Genomic DNA, 16824 nt, shown 5'->3' with positions numbered 1-16824 from the left:
AATCCTTATGGGAGCACCAGTAAAAATGATAAATTTCCAGGAAATTTCTTTAAAAACCTTTCTTAGCGAATATTGGCAAAAAAAACCGTTGGTCATCCGCAATGCCTTACCTGATTTTATAAATCCATTATCGGCTGATGAATTGGCAGGACTCGCACTTGAAGAAGAGGTAGAAAGCCGTATCGTCCGAGAAACGCCTAACGAAGCACCCTACTGGCACTTACAGCGCGGGCCATTTGCTGAAAATGATTTTAACACGCTACCGCAAACGCATTGGACCTTGCTCGTTCAAGGCGTAGATCGCTTAGTGCCAGAGGTTGGCGAGTTACTTGATCATTTTGATTTCATTCCACAATGGCGTGTGGATGATATTATGATAAGTTTTGCCGCCCTAAATGGCGGTGTCGGCCCTCATTATGATAATTATGATGTATTCTTATATCAAGCCCAGGGCCGCCGTGAATGGTCGCTCACAACAAAAGAATGTCATAATAACAATTACATCCAAGATCTTGAATTACGCATTATGAGGCGCTTTGATGTTGAGGAAAAAATCATCCTCGAAGAAGGCGATATGCTTTATCTACCAGCACATATTGGTCACTATGGCATATCCCGCTCAGAAAATTGCATGACTTATTCTTTTGGTTATCGTAGTTATCAAGGGCAAGAACTATGGGATAGTCTAGGCGATTATTTATCTGAAAAGGACGCATTCAAAGATTTATACCAAGATCCGGACTGGTCTCATTTAAAAAATACCTCAGAAATTAGTGCTCCAGCCTGGCAAAATGCACAAAAATTATTACAGCAATTAATCAATGATGAACACATTATGAAATCTTGGTTCGGCTGTTTTGCTACACGCCTGGATCAACAGGCAGAACAACAGTTACCAATGCCGTTAGAAGAAGATGAATTAACTGATGTTGCAACCTTTATCAAAGAATTAAAAACAGGCCTAAATCTTGTTCGCGATGCCTCATGTCGCTTTGCTTATCAGAATGAGGATATAGAGTCTGAATACCAGTTTTACATCAATGGTTGTGAATGGGAAATAGATGGGGTTTCTCCCGCCTTATTAAGTGAAATAGCCAATAATCGATTCTTAGCAAATGAGCGTTTTAGCCCTTATTTAAGTAAAGAACGAAATCAATCATTTCTCTTTGATCTATGGAAACTACAATGGTTGCAAATTGCAGAAATGTAAATAGACCCAGGTTGTTTTAATTGGTTAAATTCATAATCTTAGAGTATAGTTTTAAGATACAAGTCATTACAAGGATAAGTCATGAAAAAGATGATACTACTAATCGCCATGGTTACTGCCACTGCAATGTTAAGTAACTGCTCTAACTGTAACCCATGTTCAGGGATTTCTGTACCTAGCGATTGCTCTGGCACAAATAGTTATACTGGAAATTGGTACTAAGATATTCATCAACGCCCTCCTGTATGACTAAAAATCAAGTGTCCCCTGGTTGGCAAGCACAGGGGACACGCTAACTTAAATCTCTTGGCTTATTACAATTCTTCAGCACGTGACCGCAACCAATTAAACCGCAATAAATCCAAACGAATCTTATGGCTAAATAACGTAATCAGCGCTCCAGTTAATATTAAAACAATGCCAATTGCACTTAAAAATCGCAACGACTCTCCTAAAAGCAAGATACCAAAAATAACCACAAAAACCGGTTCTAAAACCGATAAAATAGACGCTTTCTCAGAGCTAATATACTTCAAACTGTATAACATCAATAAAATGGGAATCACAGTTGCCACAATCGCAATGCCAAATAAATGCAACCAAACCGTGGAGGATGAAGGAAAAACAAACGTGTGATTAATAAGTGAAACGATCAAGCTCGTCACCATACATCCCAAACACACCATCAACGTAGACATATTGGGTGAAAGACTATTCCTTTTACTGGCGATAATATAACCGGCATAGAAAAATGCAGAGATAATACCAAAGAAGATACCCCATAAGTTAACTGAAAACGCATTCATATCTACTAAAAAGGTCATTCCCAACAAAATTACAGTTATTGCCAAATAATAGATTTTTGGGATTTGTTGTTTATAAACAACAAAATTAATTAACATAATTAATACGGGGTAGGTAAAAAAAATCACCATAGATAAGCCAGAACTGATGTATTGGCAGGCTAAAAAATAAAGCAAGGTCGACAAACCATAATAGACAACACCAGTTAAAAAAGCGTTGCGCATTTGTTTGTAAGTATCAGTCGGCTTTTTTAATTGTGGGAATAATACGACTAAAATAACGCTGCTGGAGATAAAAAACCGCCAAAATAACATAGTACTTGCAGACATATGGCCATTCATGGCACTAATACCAAAATAACCTATAAAACCGTATAAAAAACCTGATAGAATGGCATAAATCGAACCGCGATGTTCTTTAGTCATCATAATGTAATCGCCAAAAAAGTCGGACAAAGGGTAATAAACTATATTTTGTTGCTTAAAAAATGCGGATTACCCCTAAAGCTTACTGAAGAAGCAGTCTAACATTTTTTTACGATGATAACATGTTGAAAATAAAAAATACATAGTGTATTATTTGAGAACTAAACTTATACGGGATCTGTGCAATGGTGCGTTTGTTGATTTTTATCTCTTGCTTATTTTTAATTACTGGCACAGGTTATGTTAAAACAACGTCCTGTACTGAACATCAATGTATTGCGGTAATTGATGCAGGCAGCACCGGCTCAAGATTACATGTTTTTTCCTACGATATGGATGAAACCAATACCCCCATTAACATCGATGAAATATGGTTAAAAAAAATCCAGCCAGCCTTTGCCAGTCTTGAAACCAACCAAAATACTCTAGATGCATACATGGCTATTCTATTCTCTGGTGCACCCGCACAGAAAATGCCAGTCTATTTTTATGCAACTGCAGGCATGCGTTTAGTTCCGCAAGCCAAACAAAAAATTTATTATCAAAACCTGAAAAATTGGTTCGACCAACAATCACAATGGCAACTTAGGGATGCCAAAACCATCACCGGCGATGATGAAGCGCTCTATGACTGGCTTTCTGTAAATTACCATTTAGGCACACTTAAATCTGCGTCACAACAACCCATAGGCGTATTGGATATTGGCGGGGCCTCGACACAAATTGCGTTTCCCCTCCAAAATAATGCCACACCTAATCTGAGTAAAAGCACCCTGATTGAATTAACTCTTTATGGCCAGCAAATCAACCTGTTTGTCTATAGTTTTCTTGGCCTTGGACAAAATGAAATGACCCACCAACTCCTTGATTCTACTTCCTGTTTTTCGAATAATTACCCTCTTCCTAATGGTGAAGCAGGACAAGGCAATGCCCCTGACTGCGCAGATGAAATCGCGGCATTAATTAATGGGGTGCACAAGGCGAACAACGTTGTCCAACCTATTCTGGCTAATAATCCAGTAACATCTTGGTATGCAATTGGTGGAATTGCCAACCTTGCAGAAAGCAAACCCTTTCAATTCCCCAAGAGCCAATTGACAACCCAAGATTTCCTGCAACAGGCCAATAATCTGGCTTGCCATCAACAATGGGATGAATTAAGTCATCAATATCCTAACAATGAATATCTGGATGCCTACTGCCTCTTACCTGCTTTTTACTACGCGCTAATGGTAAATGGCTATGGATTTTCTCCTAACCAGAAAGTCAATTATGTGCCTTCTGCAGAGAATTTAGACTGGACAATGGGAGTCGTGTTACATCATTAACCTGGAATTCCCTTATCCCACTGGAGAATAGGCTGCCAGGTTAAGAAATTTAACATTGTCTACTCTCGCTCCATTCGGACTGAGGAGCACGTTGGCACTGTCTCGAAGCCTAGCTAGTTTTGGCGCAAGGCTTCGAAGCGTATCAAAATCGAAGATTTTCCTTTTAAATAATTACAACTCAGCTAACGAAAAATCGTCCACACATAAAAGCGCCGCCTGGCCATAAAAAACACTTAAAGCATCACGAAATGTCTGGGCACGCGCAGGTAAACCTACCGAGCAATAATGCTTTACTTGCTCATAAACAGCCTGTTTAAAGGTTTCAGTATCCGATTCTTCACCATTTAAATTATCAATACTGACGCGAAATTTATGCCCTGCCGCTTTAGAAAGTATCCATTCCAAAGCTTGTGGCTTGACTTCTACACGCTGAAATAGTGCCTGTTGTTCTGCCGTACGCCCATCAGGCGCATACCAATAACCAAAGTCAACCAGCTTTCTCCGTTCCTCTCCAGCAATCAGCCAATGCGCACACTCATGTAAAGCACTACTGAAAAAACCGTGGGCAAAGCATATAGCATGGTAATTTTGCTGATTATTTGCAGGCAAATAAATCGGCTCATTATCGCCTTTTACCAATCTGGCGTTATAATCCGTGCCGAAACAAGCGTGAAAAATGGTTATCAAATCCTCGTAGTGATGCACAAAATACCTTTTCAGTAGCTAAATCCAAACAATAATGTCTAATTTATACTAATATGTTTAATGAGTCATCATTTTTTGTATTGTTTTAATTTATGCGTTTCTACTAAAAAGAATGAGAAGAATATGGTTTTTTACCAAGTAGGAAAAGTTATCAATAGATTTCGTTGGCCGATCATTATCCTGTGGATGCTGATTATTTTAGGATGTATTCCATTTTTGCCTCACATTATGGAACCATTTAAAACCACCGGCTTTGTGGATGATCGTTCTTCCAGTACAGCCGTAACCCAATACTTAAATAAAAAATTTGGTTATAACAGTAATAACAAATTTCTTATTATGTACCACAGTTCCAAACTAAAGGCGACAAATCCGGAATATATAGCGAAAATAAAGAAATCCTTGGCGGATTTAGATGATTTTCCGATTAAGCACGATATTCTTTTGCCCTATAAAAAGCAACAAATATCCAAGGATAAACACACCGCTTATGTTGTGGTAATCGTCAAAACCCCAAAACCAATTAGCGATAAATTATTACGGCAATTTAAAGATTCAATAAAAAAACCTGCAAATATGACCATAGAGATTGGTGGTGAGCCACAATTTGTGGATAATGTCACTCACCAAACTCAAGTTGACCTTTATAAAGCTGACTTTATTGCAACGCCAGTTGCCATTATCACCTTGCTCTTTGTTTTTGGTTCCGTAGTTGCGGCAACATTGCCGATTATTTTAGGTGGGGGATGTGCCTTAATTATTCTCACCACATTATATTTCATTGGTCATTACTTTACGCTTTCCGTATTTACGATCAATATTGCTTTATTATTAGGCCTTTGCCTGTGTCTTGATTATTCACTGTTTTTTATTAGTCGTTTTCGCGATGAATTACAAAATGGATTAAGCAGCGAAGAAGCTATTGCCGTGACCCAAGGCAATGCTGGGAAAGCGATTTTCTTTAGTGGTTTAGCTGTTTTTGTTAGTCTTAGCGCCCTGTTTTTATTTCCAATTAATATCCTGTTTTCTGTCGCCGTAGGTGGGCTTGCGGCCGTATTTTTTGCGGTTCTGATTTCCACCATTCTACTGCCGGCAATTCTTGCGGTCATAAAAACAAAAATTAATTTCCTGTCCGTTCACATTATTAAACGAGATCATCAAAATGGTTTCAGTTGCTGGCGTTGGCTGGCCGAACGCGTTGTTCATAGACCTTATTTGTTTTTCACCACGATTCTTGTTTTATTGTTAGTACTGGGTTATCCATTTTTATCGGCAAAATTTAGCATCTCGGATTATCGCATTTTCCCGGAAAATTCGCCCAGCCGAAGTTTTTATGATACCTATGCCGAAAAGTTTAATATTCAAGAATTAAATCCTATTCAACTGGTGATTCACTCGCCTTCCTCGCCAATTTTATCGCGTAGCAATCTGAATAAGATCTATGATTTAGTGGATAAACTCAAAGACAATCCACGCATTAAAAAAATTAACGGCATTATCAGCAGTGATTCCGATCTGACCAAAAAACAATACTATATGCTGTATCATACCGATAAAAGCTTAGCAGATACACACGTCAAACAATTGTTAACGATCACGACGCTCAAGCATTTGACAGTCCTGAATATTGTCAGCAAGTATCCGATGAATTCACCTGAGACTAAAAAACTCATTGCTGAACTACGTAATCTGCAACCTATTCATGGATTAGATTTGCAATTAACGGGTACAGCCGTTGCGAATATTGATGTCTTACATACGATCTACCACATGCTTCCTTATGCTGTTTTATGGATAATGGCCTTTTCCTATCTTATACTACTAATATTGCTTAGATCGATTTTCTTACCTTTAAAAGCAATTTTAATGAATTTATTGAGCCTTTGTGCTTCATACGGTGCCTTAGTGTTTGTATTCCAGGAGGGGTATTTATCTAAGCTGCTTAATTTTGAACCCCAAGGGATGTTGGATATAAGTTTATTAGTCATTATTTTCTGTGCGTTATTTGGCTTCTCGATGGACTATGAAGTCTTTTTACTTTCCCGAATCAAAGAGGCACATCAACACAGCAAAGATAATAATCAAAGTATTATTTTTGGAATTGAAAAAAGCAGTCGCATTATTACCAGTGCTGCGCTTATCGTAATTGTTATTTGCGGTTCGTTTTTGGTCGCCGATGTATTGATGGTTAAGGCGTTTGGACTCGGCATTGCTGTTGCAATTTTTATGGATGCCTTTTTCATTCGAAGCTTCTTAGTTCCAGCTACTATGGCGCTTTTTAAAACATGGAATTGGTATCTCCCTAAATGGCTAGATCGCCTTTTACCAAAATTGTAAACAATAAAATGGATAATAAAAATACAATATCGGGGTTATTTGAACAACATGTGCGTCAGTTTCCTGATCATATTGCTGTGCTCAATGAGAAACAATCGTTAACCTATAGCGAGTTAAATAGAAAAGCAAATCAACTTGCACATTATTTGCAAGAAAGGGCCATTAAACCAGATATGCCAATTGCCCTATGTTTACCGCGTTCATTTGATTTTCTAATTGCAATTATTGCTATTTTAAAAGCCGGTGGAGCCTATTTGCCCATTGATTCATCGCAACCAGTAGAGCGTTTATTATTTCTGTTAAATGACAGCAATGCACCTATTTTAATCACTGAATCGGTTTTAAAAGATAAATTAAATCACTATCAAGGAGAAATAATCCTCCTTGATAGTGATGAGAAAAATATTACCAAGCAAGCCACTGAAAATCCACAGCCAGCCATTTCTCCGGAACATCTAGCTTATATTATTTACACTTCCGGCTCTACAGGAAACCCTAAAGGTGTATTAATTGAACATCATTCAGTAATTAATTACTGTCACTGGTTTGCAGAATATACGGGTTGCCAAGCACAGCAACGTATTGATTTTTCATCTAATCCTATTTTTGATATGGCAGTATCTGTTACGCTTGCGCCATTAATGTTGGGTCTAACGGTTGTGATTTGCACCGACAAGATCAAAAAAGATACAAGAAATTACCTGCACCATATTGCCAATAACTCCATCGACACCATTAAGCTTACTCCGAGTTATTTTAAAATTCTTTTACAGGAGACACAAAATAACTTTATTGCCCTCCCCTCCTTAAAATCAATTATCTTAGGTGGCGAAAATTTATCCGCTGTAGAGTGCAAGGCATGGCTTGAGCTTTATCCGACTCATGTATTATTTAACGAATATGGCCCAACAGAAACCACTGTTGCCATTTCTACATACAAAGTAAGCAATACTAGTTTTTCTGATTTTGCAGCGAATGTTCCTATTGGTAAGACCGGCGCGCACATGCATTATCATGTTGTCGATCAACAAAATATGCCTGTTCTTGATGGCGAAGAGGGTGAATTACTTATTGGAGGAAGGTGTTTGGCTCGCGGTTACCTAAATCAACCCGAATTAACGCAGCGACAATTTATTAAAAACCCATTTAGTACCGATAAAAACGCCCGTTTGTATAAAACGGGCGATTTATGCCGTAAACGTACTGATGGTATGCTTGAATATCTGGGCCGAATGGATGATCAGGTAAAAATACGCGGTTTTCGGATTGAGCCTGGAGAAATAGAAAAACGCTTAGCAGCACATCCGCTAATTAAAACAGTAGCGGTAGTAACGCAAAAAAATTCGTTGCAAGAACATCGATTGGTTGCCTATTACATGATAAAAAATTTTCACTCCACACCCACAGCAAATGATATACGTGAGTTTTTGCAGGCTCAAATTCCCGAATATATGATGCCAACTGCCTTTATTAAAGTTGATTTCTTGCCACTTACCGCCAATGGTAAATTAGATAAATTAGCATTGCCTCAACCACGATTAGAAGCCAGCCAGCATTATATAGGACCTACTACTGACTTAGAAATAAAACTATCGCAACTCTGGTCAGAAGAGTTGGGGATTCGCCTCATTGGACTCAATGATAATTTTTTTGAGCTTGGCGGACATTCTTTATCCGCAGCGCGTCTGGTTTCAAAAATAAACCATCTATTGGAAAAAAGCATTACCTTGAATGACTTCTATCAAGCAGCATGCATCGCCAATTTAATTCCGGTGATTCACCGCACTGCAAAAGCCAAAAAAGACTTGGCCAATGAAATTCAATATAATGAAATCACCGATACACCACTAAGCGATTTCCAATTCGTACTCTGGATGGCAGATACATTTGAACCCAAAGCCAAAAGATTAAATATTGTTGCTAGAAAACGATTCCAAGGTCATTTGGATAAAGCTATTTTAGAACGCGCATTTCAAGCGGTTCTAAAAAAACATCAGGTGTTAATTTATCGTATTTTAAAGTTAAAACCCGCGCAGCAAGTGCAAAAAAAACTGTCTTGGCGGCTGATTGAAAAAAATATTGAATCGTTATCTAAGCAAGAAAGTGAACAAACTCTAGAACATTCCTTGACTGAATTAAGTAATTTTCATGCATGGGCTAAAGATTCTCCACTCATTATCAGCAAATTATTTTACCTAAGAGAAGATTCGGTAGAAATACAAATTTGCATGCCACATCTAATTTCTGATGATGCATCAATTGATATTTTATTTGATGATTTATCTCAATTTTATTTGCACTACAATGAAAAACTGATCATAGAAACCGATACGCACTATAAGAAATATGTTTTTGCAGAACACCAGCTTATTGAACAATCTTTAGATAAAAATATTCTATTTTGGGAAGACTATTTAAAAGATGCTTCTTTCTTTTCATTTCCAAAAAGCTATGTTGTAGACGATATGAAGACAGCAAAACTGCCCTACTCTACCTACACAGAAATTCCCAAACACGCACTAAATAGGCTAAAACATTTTTGTGGACAAAATCACATCAGCATCAATAACGGTCTATGCGCTATATTGGCGCTGGCTTTACGCAATTGCTGTGACGGCTACCAAAGTGACACACCCTTCACCGTAATGAATATTATCAAGTCAACACGTGACAAGCCGATTTATGATCATTCGCTTGGCTGTTTTCTCAACGTAGAGTCAATTAAAGTTGACTTGAATAATAACTCTACTTTAACAGCACTATCCAAACAAATATGGCAATCAACCACAGATACCAGTGACTATCAACACTGCCCTACACTAATTAAATTCAGCGCCAGCAGTACATTAAACGCCCCCCAAGAAAAGTGAGAAACTTTTTTATTGACTTACTGATACCTCTTTGCACTAAAATACTTTGCATAACCCCTGTTTATCGCAAAATTTTGCAACGCAGCATTGCTCGCCTAATGTTCTTTAAACGTGATACTCATTTTATTATTAATCTAAATGTCCGAAGTAATTTTATTTCTGGATCCCATAAGAACACGAATCTATTTGGCTTAAAAAGAAAATCAATTAAGCATCATCAAGAAGAATTATTAGCTATAGATTATGTTTTTGAAGTGTGTTTTATCTATGATGACAATCAAAAAACACGTTATTTAGTAATTTCGGCGAATTTGCAACCTGAGTTTAGAGAACGGATTGCGCATGAAGTAATTAAAATTATGGATGCGGCCTTAGTTGAAAAAGACAGGATGAAATTGAGCCATCAAGATTGTCAATTAACTATTTAACTCTTTTTTCGCCAACAGGCACATCCATCGCCCTAAAGAGAAAAATAAATTTTTAATTTATTGACCGTGATCCTACCCTTTTTCCATTTAGAGAAAAATCCGGGGTGATTTTTTTTAAGCTATCATCCCTTAATTTGGCAGCTATGAATCAGCAATACTCAGGCGCGCACAATAATTTTCTCTCTAATTTTTTATTTATCGTAAATTGCATTTATCCGTTTTGCAGCTTGATTTATTTTCTGGTACATTACTTAAGTAATGTTCAGTCTAATTAAGGTGTTAAAAATGATACGAAGAATTTTTGCAGTTCTGATGTGTTTTTTTAGTTTGTCAGCCTTTGCAGCATGTACCAATGCTGTTCCTACAGATAATCCAGCTTTTTGCGCTTCATTTAAAACCGCAGCGACATGTTACTGTGCCGTTTCTGGCCTGCCTCCCATGATGTGTCAAGACATGAATATGCTTTATGCACGCTTAATCAGTGTCTTTGGTTCATTACAAAAAGCCTGTGAATATCAAAGATATACCAGCCCACAAGACTGTATGGATAACTGGAATTGTTACCGTCTAGGTGGGGTAGACTCGCGTGGAAGAATATGTAGTTCTACTCGACTAGCCTGCCAATAGGTATACTTGAGCAAGTTGGGCAATTAATTGCCCAACTATTTTTAACTCGAGTCAGATTTAGCAAAGAGTATTTTATTGTGATTCATCAAAAATCAAAATTATATTTATTTTCATTTTTATTTCTTTCTACTACCTTATGTCAGGCAGAAATAACGAACCAAGTGCAACATCCGCTCTACGTTGGACTTATAGGTGGTTATGGTTCTACTACATGGCAAGGTTTAGTACCGCAGACAAAAAATCAAAACATGGCTTTAAGTATGTCTACCCCCATTGATGTTGAAGAGGGAGGAGCAACTTGGGGAGTGTTCGCAGGATATGAGTTTTCTCCTTATTTTGCTGTTGAAGCAAACTACATGCGCTATGCTGACTCCACTGTTTATTTTGATGGGACGAGCATTTTCACTTTCGAGCATGATGGTGAACTTCAGTTAACGACTAAAACTGACGGAATCAGTTTAATCGGTAAAATTATGCTATTAATACCGCACAGCAATTTTAAAGTGTATTCTAGTGCTGGAGCAACTACTCTTTATCGTAGAGATATGCTCGTTGATGATTGGCGCGTGAGCCCTACTTTCGGCGTTGGCGTAAATTATAACTTCACAGAACATTTAATGGGTGAAATTGCAGGAAATTATACGGCTGGCTTTGGTGAGTCACAATTAAGCCCGGCAGACTCTTATTTTCCGTTCCTTTATTCTATTACAGCGCGAATAGCTTATCGTTTTTAATAATTTATATTACAGGCAAGTTGGAGCGAAGACTCAACCTAAACGCTTTATCCCCAACTTACCTGTCTGATTTAATTAAGCGGCTTTAAGAAACAACGCATTGATTTCTTGTTCAGCCCCTGCAATTGCCTTTATTTTCATTGATTCGCTAAGGTGTAAACCTTCTGCACGAATAATGTTTATTTGCGTCAAGCCAATAAAGTTAAATATGGTTTTTAGATAGTTTTCCTGAAAATCATAGGCTTTCAACACCTCATCATTGGAATAATGATTTCCACGAGTAGAAATAATCGTTATCTTTTTATCACCAGCCAAGCCAATGGCTCCTTGTTCAGTATACTTAAATGTACGACCAGCAACTAAAATTCGATCAATCCAGGATTTTAACTGGGTGGGAATAGTGAAATTATACATAGGGGCGGCAATAATAATTTCATCAGCGCTTAAAAATTCAACCACGAGTTGCTCTGATAATTCCAATTCACTTTTTAACGCAGGAGACAGCTCCTCTACTGACTTTTGCTTCGCCTTAATTAATTCACTTGATAAATGATTCACCATTTGCACATTTAAATCCCGATAAATTATTTCTGACTCAGGATAGACATGCTGCCAATGATCAAGAAATTGCCCCATCAGTTGGCGTGAAACAGAATAATCTTCCAAAATACTGCTATCAATAGCTAACAACTTCATAATGATCTCCAATAATATGTCTTTTATTAAGCATACAATTAAAACAATAATTAACAAGATAGCTATTTCATGAAAGATTGTCCTATAATTAACAACAATAATTTTTTCTGTATTTATTATGCCTCGACACAATCTATTACCTGACTTAAATGATTTATACTTTTTTTGCCGTGTTGTTGATGAAGGTAGCTTTACTCAAGCAAGCCTAAAGCTAGAAATGACCAAATCAAAATTAAGTCGTCGTATTGCTGAATTAGAAAATCATTTAGGTGTACGTCTACTGAATCGTTCCACTCGCAAACTCAGCTTAACGGATGTAGGGCATTTAGTATATGAATACAGCAAGACCATGGTGAATCAAGCAATTTTTGCTCAAGAAGTTGCGATTCAAGCCCAATCTAAGCCTAAGGGCCGTATTTATGTAACCTGTCCCACTCTATTTGCCCAATCAGATTTTAATCACATTATTATTGATTTTATGCGCCAATATCCTGATGTCCGCATTAATCTTTATGCCAGCGATCGCAAAGTAGATTTAATTGAGGAAGGATTTGATCTGGCATTACGTTTTCAAACGAATGAATTAGACGACTCTACTTTAGTAGTAAGAAAATTAGGCGAAAGCGCCCATTGCCTGGTGGGAACGCCAAGCTATTTACAAGGTCATTTTCCATTAAAATCTCCTACCGAATTAACTGGTTTTTCTTGGTTAGGCAAGACAAGAAGCGATGGAACAAATCAGCTCCAATTGAGCAATGCCAATGGCCAGAAGATAACTATTCCATTGGCGCCACGTCTTGAAAGCACTGAATGGACTATCTTAAAGCAAGCAGCTCTTGCTGATTTAGGAATTACACTACTACCAATAGAATACTGCCAACAAGAAATTAATGCAGGGACATTAGTTCGTATTCTCCCAGAGTGGTCTTTATCTACCGCAAGCTTATACCTAATCTATCCATCAAGGCGTGGGCTAACCCCTGCAGTACGTCATTTTATAGATTTCGTTGGTGAAGAAACTAAAAAGGGATGTTCTTCATTGAAAAATAAAAGGTAACGGGTCTTAGGCCTGAGAAATATCATAATCTTGGCGAACGGGCGGATTTAAGTGCAAATACGGCCGTTCGATGGATGAGGTGGACCTTGTTATTTCAGTTTACCGAGACAGTATTCTCTATAGTTATCCTCCAACGCCTGTTTTAACTCTTCTTGATTATCCCCTATTATCTTATGAGTCAAAAGTAGGGTATGTCGTATCAAGCCTACTTTAGCTTTCGTAATCTGCAAAGGAATTACTTCATCTGCATTTTCCGCATTTTCACTGGCGATTAGTAATTCTTTTTTAGTGATTCCCGTCGTACATTTTGATGGGCATTGCTCAGAAGGCAAAAACGCTTTGCCTTTTACCAAGCAACGCATGACACGATAATAAGTGTTTATCTGTTGATAGGTTAACTCAATTTTCACCGCATGAGCGTGGTCATAAATATCCATATGCTGATTTCTAGGAAGTCTAGGATTATGCATTTCTACATAAGCTGTTGTTGGGTTAGTCTGAAAAGACTTATATAAAAGCAAGCTCGTTATCAGTCCTAAAGTTACAAATAACGCGACTGCAGGAAAGCCTGTTAACGCGCCCATTCCTGCAAGATAAATAGCCAACCCAATAGTAGGGATCAGAGGCACTAACAGTGGCCAATTTTTCGCCAAGAAGTACCCTACAGGACGTACAATATAAGTATAGGGAGCGATCAGCCCATAATAAATAAGACTTCGACCTAAAGAAAAAACCCAAAAATTACGCGTATCTCGTTTGTTATTATCTTCTTTTGCATCAACATAGGTAAAACAGGTGCCTTTTAAACCCGCATAATTTAAACCATGATCCAAAACACCATTGGGACCTCGTTTTGCGGCAGGTGGATTTACCTGCAAAATCTGCCAATCACTAGCCCATACACCAAAAAAGGACACCGGATCGTCGCCTTGTTTCTGCACGACAACCTTAGGTTTATTGAGTAATTCATCCCAATGATCAAATTGACTTTTGAAATGGGCGTTATGAAGTCCTGGTGGATTTAAAGCATCAACGCGCGATAATTGATAATTGCCCTTATCTATAGCGAGCAACAAACTTAAAGAGCCACCAAGGCTTGTTCCACAAACATGAATTTTATTTTCTTGCTGCTCCAACCATGCTTGAATGCGTGCACGTCCAGTTCGATATAATGATTCACCCACCGATTCAAAGCCTTTGGTATTCGCATTTATCTGCGTTAAAAAACCTTGACCTGCAGGATATGTAGTCCCCATAAAGATAAAATGAGATTCAGCCTTTCTTTGAAATAAGGGTTCAAGACCATAGGCAAAAACACGATCAACATCCCGCTCATCGCCTTTAGTTAATTCAATTGGTTTCACCTGGTATTCTACTAACTCCCATACTCCATCAATACATTGCGGCACTTTAATGGATTCATAGGCAGTTAAATCGCTGTAAGGCAATAAACTCAAGCAGTTACTTAAGTAAAGTTGTACTTGTTCACTTTGTTCTTCATTTAAATAGTGACCATCTAATTGCTTGAAAATTTCTTCAAAACCATCTTGAAAAGCACGGCGCATTTCTTTTAAGAACAGTGGGTTGCGTGCAATAAAAACAGCATGAATAACATCAAAGGTTAATAATTCCTTCCAGGATTCCGTCCAGCCCATCATTAAAACACGTAACAAATTGCGTGTAAGAATAGGAGCTTGTTCTGAAATGCAAAGCCCTGAAACTGGCTCAAATTCTTCTTGTGCAAAAAATTTTAACTCTAACTCTGCTGTAAAAGAAATTTTCTCAAACACAATAAACTCCTTATTAATCAAAAAAGAACAGTCCTTATCCTTGGACTGCATTTTAGCCAAAATAGAATAAATGTCAGCAAGTCCTAGGGGCTATGCTGAAGATACTCTTCAATTTGCTGTACTGTTTTCATAGTAGCGAATTACAGGGTACAAAAGAAATCCCAAAGATAAGTTTTTCTTAAAACCGCTAATATGGATTGATTTTCTTATTTCTACTGTCGGATACTTGCAATAACGCCTCAAGAAACAATTTCTGTTGTGGTCCTGTTATTTGATTGTATAATGCTTTAAGGCAAACTCTGAAAAAAAAATACTGGGTACCAGCATAATAAATAAGCGCGCGCCACTTTTATAAATATCAATAAAATATTTATCCTTTTTTTATTGATATTTATAGAGTCAAGTGCCATTTCTGCTCACTAAAAAACCGCAAAGAATAAATTATTACACAATAAAGTATTATTTAGTACAATTAAATCACACAGTTTAACTCTGGGTAATGCGCCAAAATCAGCTTATATAAATTAAGATTAGCGCTCATTATCTCATCGCCTAATTCTGAGTGAGGATTGCCTTCGCCCCCCTTGCTATTTAAGGCCACAACCGTAGTTACATTATTACAAGGTTGCCAAAAATACATGACTCTGAAACCTAAAGTACTGCCCTTATAAACCCAAAATTTTTGTTTTAATTCTTTATCATAGTAATACCCCACACCCAATCCAAATCCTGACGGTTCTGCTTCGGAAACCGTGAGAATAGATCGACCTGTTTTCATTGACACTACTGACTCTAACTCAGCTAAAGCATGTTCTCGATTAGGGGGAGTAAAAAGTAAACCGTGATAAAGTAATTGCACCCAACGCGCTACATCTTCAGAAGTAGCGACGATGGCGCCTGCTGCACCAGCCCAAGACAAATCACTATGAACCATATCATCGAGCTTATGTTTTTTTTCATTATAAGAATAACCATGCACCTTGCGTGCAGAAATCGCTTTTTGCACGGCTTTGCCGTCAGGCCCTGCAGGATAATATGTATTATTTAAGCCGGTTTTTGTATTAATAAAACGTTTTTTTAATTGATTTGCATAAGTATCCTTGGTCGCCTTTTCAATCACCATTGCAGCAAGAATATAATTAGAATTACAATATTCATAAAGATTCTCCCGCTCTTTAGGGAGCGGCTTGTCTGGATGAGCATAGGTTAATAACTCTTCATCAGTCCATACCCGACTTAAATTAGACTCCATTTTTTTATTAAATTCTTTATCTTCAGAATAATTTGGAATACCACTAGTCATATTCAACAGCTGCCTTAACGTGACATCTTTCCACTGTGAATATTGAGGAAGCCATTTTCCTAACTTATCGTCCAACGATAATTTTCCTTCTGTTTGTAATTGCAACAACAGCAACGCCGTGAAGGATTTAGTGATACTGCCGATTTCAAACAAGCTATTCGCTGTAATTGGCTGCAAAAAAGGAGATTCTCCTACAGTACCCACAACCACTGTTTTGATTTCTTTTTGATCAGTCATTCGATGCTGGGGAATCAACACCGTCACTTGCATTGCGGTAAATTTTTCTTTTTTACTGTATTTTTGGTAATAATCATTCGCCGCTTTTTGCAGGAATGTAGTGAATTCAGGTGAAGTAGTGGGATTAGCTTGAATGAGAGGGGAAATTAAAAAAGCAGTTACCGTTAAAGCAAATAAATTTGATTTTATTTTCATAATACATTATCCCTATGCAATTAGTTCGTGCACCTGTAGATTGGCGGTAAAACCCAATCTACACACACAAATACCTCA

General features: G+C 37.6%; 13 protein-coding genes. 8 read left to right on the top strand and 5 right to left on the bottom strand.

Translation table 11 applies throughout. From position 1 onward, the window contains the following. Positions 1-25: 25 nt before the first annotated feature. Positions 26-1210, top strand: a complete 1185-nt coding sequence (locus LDG_RS11565) for a JmjC domain-containing protein (protein WP_006871562.1) — start codon at positions 26-28, stop codon at positions 1208-1210. A 314-nt stretch (positions 1211-1524) separates the two neighbouring features. Here the strand turns inward: LDG_RS11565 and LDG_RS11560 are convergent, their stop codons facing one another. Further along, complete coding sequence (locus LDG_RS11560) at positions 1525-2442, bottom strand: DMT family transporter (protein WP_006871561.1); 918 nt, start codon at positions 2440-2442, stop codon at positions 1525-1527. Between the two features lie 182 nt (positions 2443-2624). On the opposite strand from LDG_RS11560, the gene LDG_RS11555 reads away from it, so the two are divergent. Further along, on the top strand, positions 2625-3767 hold the full coding sequence (locus LDG_RS11555) for an acetate and sugar kinases/Hsc70/actin family protein (protein WP_006871560.1): 1143 nt from the start codon (positions 2625-2627) through the stop codon (positions 3765-3767). Between the two features lie 171 nt (positions 3768-3938). Here the strand turns inward: LDG_RS11555 and LDG_RS11550 are convergent, their stop codons facing one another. Continuing rightward, the gene (locus tag LDG_RS11550) at positions 3939-4472 is read right to left on the bottom strand and encodes an elongation factor P hydroxylase (RefSeq protein ID WP_040535598.1); all 534 of its coding nucleotides are present in this window, start codon (positions 4470-4472) and stop codon (positions 3939-3941) included. Between the two features lie 123 nt (positions 4473-4595). Between LDG_RS11550 and LDG_RS11545 the strand changes: the two genes are divergently transcribed. The 5 genes from LDG_RS11545 (at position 4596) to LDG_RS11530 (ending at position 11468) form a co-directional block, all read left to right on the top strand. Then, positions 4596-6809: an MMPL family transporter gene (locus tag LDG_RS11545; RefSeq protein WP_050805560.1), complete on the top strand. Its 2214-nt coding sequence runs from the start codon at positions 4596-4598 to the stop codon at positions 6807-6809. An 8-nt stretch (positions 6810-6817) separates the two neighbouring features. Beyond that, complete coding sequence (locus tag LDG_RS11540; protein WP_233491512.1) at positions 6818-9679, top strand: non-ribosomal peptide synthetase; 2862 nt, start codon at positions 6818-6820, stop codon at positions 9677-9679. A 98-nt stretch (positions 9680-9777) separates the two neighbouring features. Beyond that, positions 9778-10107 (top strand): hypothetical protein, encoded by a 330-nt coding sequence (locus LDG_RS20310; protein WP_006871556.1) that lies wholly within the window; start codon positions 9778-9780, stop codon positions 10105-10107. 285 nt (positions 10108-10392) lie between these two features. Further along, positions 10393-10734, top strand: coding sequence for a hypothetical protein (locus LDG_RS11535; RefSeq protein ID WP_006871554.1), 342 nt, complete (start codon positions 10393-10395; stop codon positions 10732-10734). Between the two features lie 77 nt (positions 10735-10811). Next, positions 10812-11468: an outer membrane beta-barrel protein gene (locus LDG_RS11530; protein WP_006871553.1), complete on the top strand. Its 657-nt coding sequence runs from the start codon at positions 10812-10814 to the stop codon at positions 11466-11468. Positions 11469-11543: 75 nt separating this feature from the next. Here the strand turns inward: LDG_RS11530 and LDG_RS11525 are convergent, their stop codons facing one another. Next, positions 11544-12164 (bottom strand): FMN-dependent NADH-azoreductase, encoded by a 621-nt coding sequence (locus tag LDG_RS11525; RefSeq protein ID WP_006871552.1) that lies wholly within the window; start codon positions 12162-12164, stop codon positions 11544-11546. A gap of 118 nt (positions 12165-12282) precedes the next feature. Between LDG_RS11525 and LDG_RS11520 the strand changes: the two genes are divergently transcribed. Then, positions 12283-13221, top strand: coding sequence for a LysR substrate-binding domain-containing protein (locus LDG_RS11520; RefSeq protein WP_006871551.1), 939 nt, complete (start codon positions 12283-12285; stop codon positions 13219-13221). An 89-nt stretch (positions 13222-13310) separates the two neighbouring features. Here LDG_RS11520 and LDG_RS11515 read toward each other — a convergent pair whose 3' ends face one another. Both LDG_RS11515 and LDG_RS11510 read right to left on the bottom strand, forming a co-directional pair. Then, on the bottom strand, positions 13311-15011 hold the full coding sequence (locus LDG_RS11515) for a hypothetical protein (RefSeq protein ID WP_006871550.1): 1701 nt from the start codon (positions 15009-15011) through the stop codon (positions 13311-13313). 472 nt (positions 15012-15483) lie between these two features. Continuing rightward, positions 15484-16746, bottom strand: a complete 1263-nt coding sequence (locus tag LDG_RS11510) for a serine hydrolase domain-containing protein (RefSeq protein ID WP_006871548.1) — start codon at positions 16744-16746, stop codon at positions 15484-15486. Positions 16747-16824 lie beyond the last annotated feature (78 nt).

It is taken from the genome of Legionella drancourtii LLAP12 (assembly GCF_000162755.2).
GTDB classification, from domain to species: domain Bacteria; phylum Pseudomonadota; class Gammaproteobacteria; order Legionellales; family Legionellaceae; genus Legionella; species Legionella drancourtii.
Note: the sequence above shows the minus strand (reverse complement) of the source record. Positions and strands in the feature narration are given on the sequence as shown.